Genomic DNA, 6,593 nt, shown 5'->3' with positions numbered 1-6,593 from the left:
GCCTGGTCCGCCGCTGGCGGCGCGCCGGGCGGTTGCGGTGAAGGCGCGGGTGCGGGTGCGGGTGCGGGCTCTGCCGCCGCGGGCGGCGCGGCGGCTTCGCCGTTCTCGTCCAGGGTGGACGTCATGACGGGATGGCTTCCTTCTGGGTGAGCGCTGTGAGGATGTCGGCGGTGAGGCCCTCGGCGGGGATGGCCATAGCGGCGCGACCGGCCTGCAGGACGACCACGCGGTCACACAGCTGCGCGAGTTCGTCGAAGTCGGAGGAGGCGATGAGGACGGCGCAGCCGCCGCCGGCGCTGTCACGGACCGCGCGGTAGATATCGGCGCGCGCGACGACGTCAACGCCCTGGGTGGGCTCGTCGAGCAGCAGCAGGGATGGCGTGCGGCGCAGCCAGCGCGCGAGCACGACCTTCTGCTGGTTACCGCCGGACAGAGCCGCGAGCGGTGTCTCGACCGACGGCGTCCTGACTCGGAACGCGGCTGCCAGCGCCCGGGTGTCGCGCCGTTCACGGCCGACGCGCATCCAGCCGCGGTAGTACCGCCGCAGTACCGACAGCGACACGTTCTCGCGGACCGTCATCCCGGTCAGCGCCGCGTCACCGAGGCGGTCCTGGGGTACCAGCGCCACGCCGCTCGCCATCATCGCCCGGGTCGAGTGGCCGGTGACGTCCCTGCCGGCGAGCTGGACCTGGCCGGCCACCGGCCGGCGAAGCCCGAACACTGTGCCCAGAGCGGTCGAGCGCCCGGAGCCGAGCAGGCCGGCGAGCCCGACGATCTCGCCCGCGTCGATGGACAGGTCGAGGCCGGTGAGGGGGCCGGCGACCAGGCCGCGGGTGACCAGCACGGGCTCGGTCGCCGCGACCGCGGGAGGCTCCGGCCGCCGGGACGGGGCCCGCGACTCGCGGCGCGGCTGGCCGGCCATGGCCTCGACTAGTTCCTGTTCGGTCGGGCGTGCCGCTGTCAGGCTCGCCGCGAGGTGGCCGTCGCGGAAGACGGTGAAGTCGTCGGCGACCTCGAGTACCTCGCGCATGCGGTGGCTGACGAGGACGATCGTCTGCCCGGCCGCGGCGCGCCTGCGCAGCGCCGCCATCAGCGTGTGCGACTCCGCGTCGGGCAGGCTCGCGGTCGGCTCGTCGAGCAGCAACACACAGGTGTCGTCTTCCTGGTCCTGCAGCGCCCGCGCGATCGCTACCAGCGTCTTGGTCGCCGGCCGTAGTGCTCCGACGGGAGTGTTCGACGCCGCGGGGATCTCGAACCGGTCGAGCAGAGTCGTGACGCGGGCGCGCAGTGTGCGCCACCGGATCTGGCCCGCCAGGGTGGGGAACCCGGATCCGAGGGCGATGTTCTCGGCGACGGTCAGGCCGTCGAACAGGCCCAGATCCTGATGGACGAACCGGAGCCCGAGCTGGTGGGCGCGCCGCGCGGTCAGCTGCGTGGCCGGGACGTGCGCGCCACCGACGATGACCGTGCCGGCGTCGGCCGAGCAGACGCCGGCGAGGCACTTGAGCATGGTCGACTTGCCGGAGCCGTTGCCGCCGAGCAGTGCGTGGACGGTGCCCTGGCGGACGCGCAGCGACGCGTCCGCCAGGGCGGTCGTGGCGCCGAACCGCTTGGAGACGGCCAGCGCCTCCAGGACGGTCGGCGCCTGCGGTGCGATCGCAGTCACCCGCGCGACCAGTCCTTCCGATAGGCGGACTGGTAGTCGATCGTCGGGGAGTAGGCGAACGACGCTCCCTGCGCGGGCAGGTTGTGGGTCGAGTCGATCACCTGGAGGCCGACGCCGGCCGGTAGGACCGGCTGGTGGGCGAGCACCCGGGCTAGGGCGTCGACGCCGGCCCAGCCGATCCAGGGGGCGCTGAAGCCGACGGTGGCGTCCTCGCCGTTGCCCTTGCGGATCAGGTCCAGGTTGCCCTGCTCACCGAAGTTGCCGATGACGGCGAGCTGGTCGGCGCGGCCGGAGGACTGCACGGCCTGCGACAGGCCCGCGAAGAACCAGCCGTCGAGCGGGACGTTCACCGCGTTCGCGGTCGGCGCCTTGAGCAGCGCGGTCGCGAACTTCTGCGGCAGCTGGCCGCCGGCGACGTCCGCGTTGCCGACCTGCAGGGTGTCGAGCACCTTGCAGCCCGCGCAGGTGGCGAGCTCGGCGGTGAAGCCGCCCTGGATCCATCCGCCCCAGATTGAGTCGGTGAATTCCAGGCTGAGGACCTGGGCCTTCCCGCTGGTCCGATCGATGATCCAGTCGGCTTGGAGGGCGCCAATCCGGCGCCACCACTGCTCGGCGGTGACGTCGGCGAGGTTCTGGACGACGGCGCTGTACAGCTTCGTCCCGCCGCTGATGTCGCAGTCGTTGCCGCCGGCGCCGATCGTCGGGATGCCCGCGGCCTTCGCCTCCCGGAGGGCGGCCTGGAAGCTGTCGCAGTCCTGGCCGATGACGATGATTCCCGTGGCCTTGGCGCTGATGCCCTGGCGGATGCAGGCGGACCAGCCCTGCGGGTTGAGCTGGCCGTCGCACAGCTTGGCGGTCCAGCCTGCGGCCTGCGCGGCGTCGACGGCGGCCTGGGCCGGGGCGGCGCAGGTGGGGACCGACTGTCCGCAGGAGACCACCCAGGCGAGCGCGCCGGGCTTCGGGGGCACGGCGGCGGTCGGCGCGGTGCCGAGGACCCCTCGATAGGCGTCCGGGTGCGTCCCCCCGGACGATGCGCCGCTGACGGCTGTCTGCGCGGCCGGTGAACTGGTCGACGAACTGGTCGACGAACTGGAGCAGCCAGCGACGAGCGCCACCACGGCGAGTAGGCCGAGTCCTGACATAGCGAAGCGACGGCGTAAGTGGATCACGTGGCGAGTTCCTCCGATGAGACCACCGTCACAGATGCGGTGGGTAGCGTTCATGATGGAAGCCGTGCCACACCTCGTCCACGCCATACTGGGTATGGTCTGTATAAGCCTCGTTTATGCACTCCTGGTCGCTGGCCCGGGGGTCATCAGGCGGGAGCCGGCGTCGGTGAGCAGGGCGCGCAGCCAGATGTGGGCGGGGTCCCGCTCGTACATCGGGTGCCACCAGAGGGCCTCGGCGATGGCCACGGCGTCGAACGGGCACTCGAGCGCGCGGACGTCGCCCGCGGCGGTGAGCTTGCGGGCGAGCCTGCGCTGGACCAGCCCGACCCGGTCCGTGCCCGCGATGGCGAACGGCAGCGCGAGGAAGGAGTCGACGACGACCTGGACCCGTGGTTCGACGCCGAGCAGCTGCAACTGCCGGCCAGCGGACGTGAACGCCGTGGGCGCGTGGTAGGTAAACACCCAGGGCAGCTCGGACAGGAGCTCCATCGCCAGGCTGTCGCCCACGCGCGTGTTCGCCGTGGCGACCAGGCAGACCCAGTCGTCGGTGTAGAGCTCGGTGTAGGGCAGGTTCGACAGGAAGCCGTGCGGCAGCAGAATTCCGTCGACCGTGCGAATCCGCTCGGCGGCGTGGTCGATGTCGGCGGTGGTGTGCCGCTCGAAGCGCAGTACGACGCCGGGAGCCCGCGTGAAGCTCAGGTCCTGCAGGGCCTCGCTGAGGACGGCGGCGGCGTAGTCCGAGCACAGCAGGGTGAACTCGCGCCGTTCGGCGGTCGGGTCGAAGGCGGGGGCCGCCTCGAAGACGCGCCGGGCCCCGAGCATGGCCAGGCTGGTCCGTTCCTTGAGCTGCACGGCCAGTGGCGTCAGCTCGTAGTGGTTGCCGGCCCGGCGCAACAGGTCGTCGCCGAAGTGCCGGCGCAGTTTCGCCAGCGCCAGGCTGACCGCGGGCTGGCTGACCTGCAGGCGCTGCGAGGCGCGGGTGACGCTGGCCTCCTGGAGCAGGAGGTCCAGCGTGCGCAGGAGGTTCAGGTCGACGTTCGGCAACTCCACCAGCCCAGCCTGGCATAAGCGACGCTGATGCGCATGGCCTGACCACGCCCTGTCCTGATGACGCTCTGGGGGCTTCAGGGGGTGCTCCTCCACGCCCTGCCGGTGCCCTCTGATGGTCAGCCGTCGTCGAGTCCGCCGCCGGTGGTCTGACTGGTCGAGAAGGCGCGGCCGGCGCTCACCGCACCGCTATCGGGTTGACGGGGGAGCCGACCGCGCCGGTGACCGGCAGCGGGCCGGCGGTGAGGAAGAAGTCGTAGACACCGTCGGTGGCGCAGGCGGCGGCGAGCGGGTCGAGGTCCCACATCTCTCCGATGAACAGGCCGACGTGGGGGATCACGACCTGGTGCAGCGGTTGGAAGGCGTGGTCGAACTCGTTGGGGCGGACCTCGAAGCCCCAGGTGTCGGTGGCGATGGCCGCGATCTCGGTGCGGTGCAGCCAGTCGGCGGTGGTGAACGACAGTCCGGGTGCGGGTCCGCCGGCGTAGTCGCCCCAGCCGTCGCGGCGGGCGCGGGTGAGCTGGCCGGTGCGCACGAGCAGGAGGTCGCCTCGGCCGACGGTCGCCGTGGCGCCCTGGCGTTCGATGGTCCGTTCGAGGTGCTCGGTGGTGATCGCGAATCCGTCGGGCAGTTCCCCGTCGGCGTCGAGCGCGCGTCCCACGTCGAGGAGCACGCCGCGGCCGGCGATGACGTCGGCGACGGTCTCGATGCCGGTGACGTGGTCGCCGAGGCTGGTGACGACCTTGTCGGCGCGCCGGCCGTTCCAGGCCATGCCGTGGTCGAAGATGTGCCCGAGGCCGTCCCACTGGGTGGAGCACTGCAGTGGCATGGCGATCACGTCGTCGGCGCCGCCGATGCCGTGAGGGAAGCCCTGGTTGCCGTGGACCGCGTCGACGCCGGTGTCGAGCATGGTGTGGACGGGGTTGGTGCGTCGCCGCCAGCCCTTCTGCGGCCCGTCCATGTCGAAGCGCTGCGCGAGCGAGAACGACTCGCCGGTGCGGACGAGAGCCGCGGCGGCGCGGCGCTTGTCCGCGTCGAGGTGGTTCATCGTGCCGCGCACGTCGTCCGGGCCCCACCGGCCCCAGTTGGAGACGCGCTTGGCCGTCGCGGCGATGGCGCTCTCCGGGTCGGTCCGGTCGAGGTCGTCCGGGCTCATCGGCTGTTCCCGTCCAGTTCGGTGAAGGTCTCCTCGATCCAGTCGGCGATGAACGTGCCGACGTGGGGAAGGTGGTCGAGCCCGATGTGTTCGGTCGCGCCCTCCTCGGGGGTGAAGATTCGCAGCTCGCGTTTCGGGCTGTTGACAGCCTGCTCGTAGGAGCGGTGCGCGTAGGCGACCGGGATCTGGCGGTCGTTCTCGCCGTGGGCGATCAGGAAGGGCACGGTGATGTGCTCGACGATGCCGTCGAGGTGGACGGCCTCGGCCTTCGTGATGAAGGTGTCCAGGTCGGTCTCGCCCCAGACCCACAGCACGTGGCCCCAGTAGTGCGGGACCGGGTTCTCGCCCTCCCGTTCGAGCCGGCGCTTCTGGACGGCTCCCCAGTTGTGGTTCGCACCCCAGGCGACGCACAGTGCGAGGCGCTTCTCGAAGGCGGCGGCGCGCGGCGCGTAGTAGCCACCCAGCGACCAGCCGACCAGGCCGATCCGGTCGGCGCGGATGTCGTCGCGGGTCTCCAGGTAGTCGACGCAGGCCGCCGCCCAGTCCTCCGTGGTCACCCGCGCGGTGAGGCCGTGCAGCCTTAGTGCCTCGCCGCTGCCGGGGCAGTCGACCATCAGCGTCGAGACGCCGCGGGCGGCGAGCTCGACGGCGAAGCCGGCGGCGTACATGTGCTCCTTGGTCGAGTCCAGCCCGTTCCACATGACGACGACGGGAGGCCGGGGGCTGCTGGGTGTCGCCGCGCTGGTGAAGTACGCCGGCAGCGAGCTGTCCTCGAACGGCACCTCGACCCGGGTCGTCGCCGGGTCGACCAGCTCGATGCCCCTGGTCAGCAGGTCCATGCAGCGCTGGTAGACGGCCGCCCGGTCATGGCCTTTCGCGCTCTGCATCCGCTCGGCCTGGCTCAGGTAGTTCGCGGCGCGCAGGTACTTCTGGCCGGCGGTGCGCCGATGGCCGGCCTTCTCGGCGTCGGCGGCCTGCCCTTCGAGCTGGTCGGCGACGGCCGCCCACGCGGCCATCAGTTCGCGGGTGCCGACGTCGGAGCCCTGGGCGGCCAGCTCGCGCAGCGGCCGGCAGGCGCGGTCGACCTCGTCGATCAGGCCGCCGCTGTTGAGCGTCGCGACGACGCTCAGGTTCCAGACATAGTTGCCGGGGAAGTACTCGAACATCGTGACCTCTCGGGGATAGTGCCGACGCGGGGGTCAGGTCGAGCTGACCGGCGCCGGTGGAACGTAGGACGGCCGCAGCGCGTCGGAGACAGCCTTGGCGCCGCCGTGGGAACTCGCGCCGCCGTCGACCGGGATCTCGGCGCCGGTGACGAACGAGGCGCCGTCGCCGAGGAGGAACAGCACGACGGAGGCGACCTCGTCGGGAGTACCGGCGCGGCAAAGCGGTGTCTGCGTGACCGAGGCGTCGCGGAACACCGCGGTCGCGGTCGCGGTCATGGCCGTGTCGATGAAGCCGGGGTGGACGGTGTTCACGCGGATCCCGCGGCCGGCCAGCTCGAGCGCGGCGGCGGCACTCAGGCCGCGCACCGCCCACTTGCTCGTCGTGTAGG

6 protein-coding genes are annotated in these 6,593 nt (G+C 71.8%); all 6 read right to left on the bottom strand.

Annotation, left to right across the window (positions count from 1 at the left end; translation table 11 throughout):
* Positions 1–121 precede the first annotated feature (121 nt).
* Positions 122–1,666 (bottom strand): sugar ABC transporter ATP-binding protein, encoded by a 1,545-nt coding sequence (locus tag U9980_RS18780; RefSeq protein ID WP_322769112.1) that lies wholly within the window; start codon positions 1,664–1,666, stop codon positions 122–124.
* The gene (locus tag U9980_RS18775) at positions 1,663–2,808 is read right to left on the bottom strand and encodes a sugar ABC transporter substrate-binding protein (protein WP_322769111.1); all 1,146 of its coding nucleotides are present in this window, start codon (positions 2,806–2,808) and stop codon (positions 1,663–1,665) included. The genes U9980_RS18780 and U9980_RS18775 overlap by 4 nt, the downstream gene beginning before the upstream one ends.
* Before the next feature lie 141 nt (positions 2,809–2,949).
* Positions 2,950–3,885, bottom strand: a complete 936-nt coding sequence (locus U9980_RS18770; RefSeq protein WP_322769110.1) for a LysR family transcriptional regulator — start codon at positions 3,883–3,885, stop codon at positions 2,950–2,952.
* 175 nt (positions 3,886–4,060) lie between these two features.
* Positions 4,061–5,038 carry a cyclase family protein gene (locus U9980_RS18765; protein ID WP_322769109.1) on the bottom strand — a complete coding sequence of 326 codons (978 nt, stop codon included), beginning with the start codon at positions 5,036–5,038 and terminating at the stop codon, positions 4,061–4,063.
* Entirely contained in the window at positions 5,035–6,204 is a 1,170-nt protein-coding gene (locus U9980_RS18760; RefSeq protein ID WP_322769108.1) for an alpha/beta hydrolase family protein, read from the bottom strand. Before U9980_RS18760 ends, U9980_RS18765 begins: the two co-directional genes overlap by 4 nt.
* Positions 6,205–6,237: 33 nt before the next feature.
* A partial coding sequence (locus U9980_RS18755) for an SDR family oxidoreductase (protein ID WP_322769107.1) occupies positions 6,238–6,593 on the bottom strand: 356 nt, incomplete at its 5' end.

The sequence above is a fragment of the Protofrankia sp. Cr1 genome (genome assembly GCF_963555865.1).
In the GTDB taxonomy this organism is placed as follows: Bacteria; Actinomycetota; Actinomycetes; order Frankiales; family Frankiaceae; genus Protofrankia.
Note: the sequence above shows the minus strand (reverse complement) of the source record. Positions and strands in the feature narration are given on the sequence as shown.

Coding starts and splice junctions, on each gene's coding strand:
- U9980_RS18775 (WP_322769111.1), bottom strand. CDS start 2,808: ATGTCAGGACTCGGCCTACTCGCCGTGGTGGCGCTCGTCGCTGGCTGC.
- U9980_RS18765 (WP_322769109.1), bottom strand. CDS start 5,038: ATGAGCCCGGACGACCTCGACCGGACCGACCCGGAGAGCGCCATCGCC.
- U9980_RS18760 (WP_322769108.1), bottom strand. CDS start 6,204: ATGTTCGAGTACTTCCCCGGCAACTATGTCTGGAACCTGAGCGTCGTC.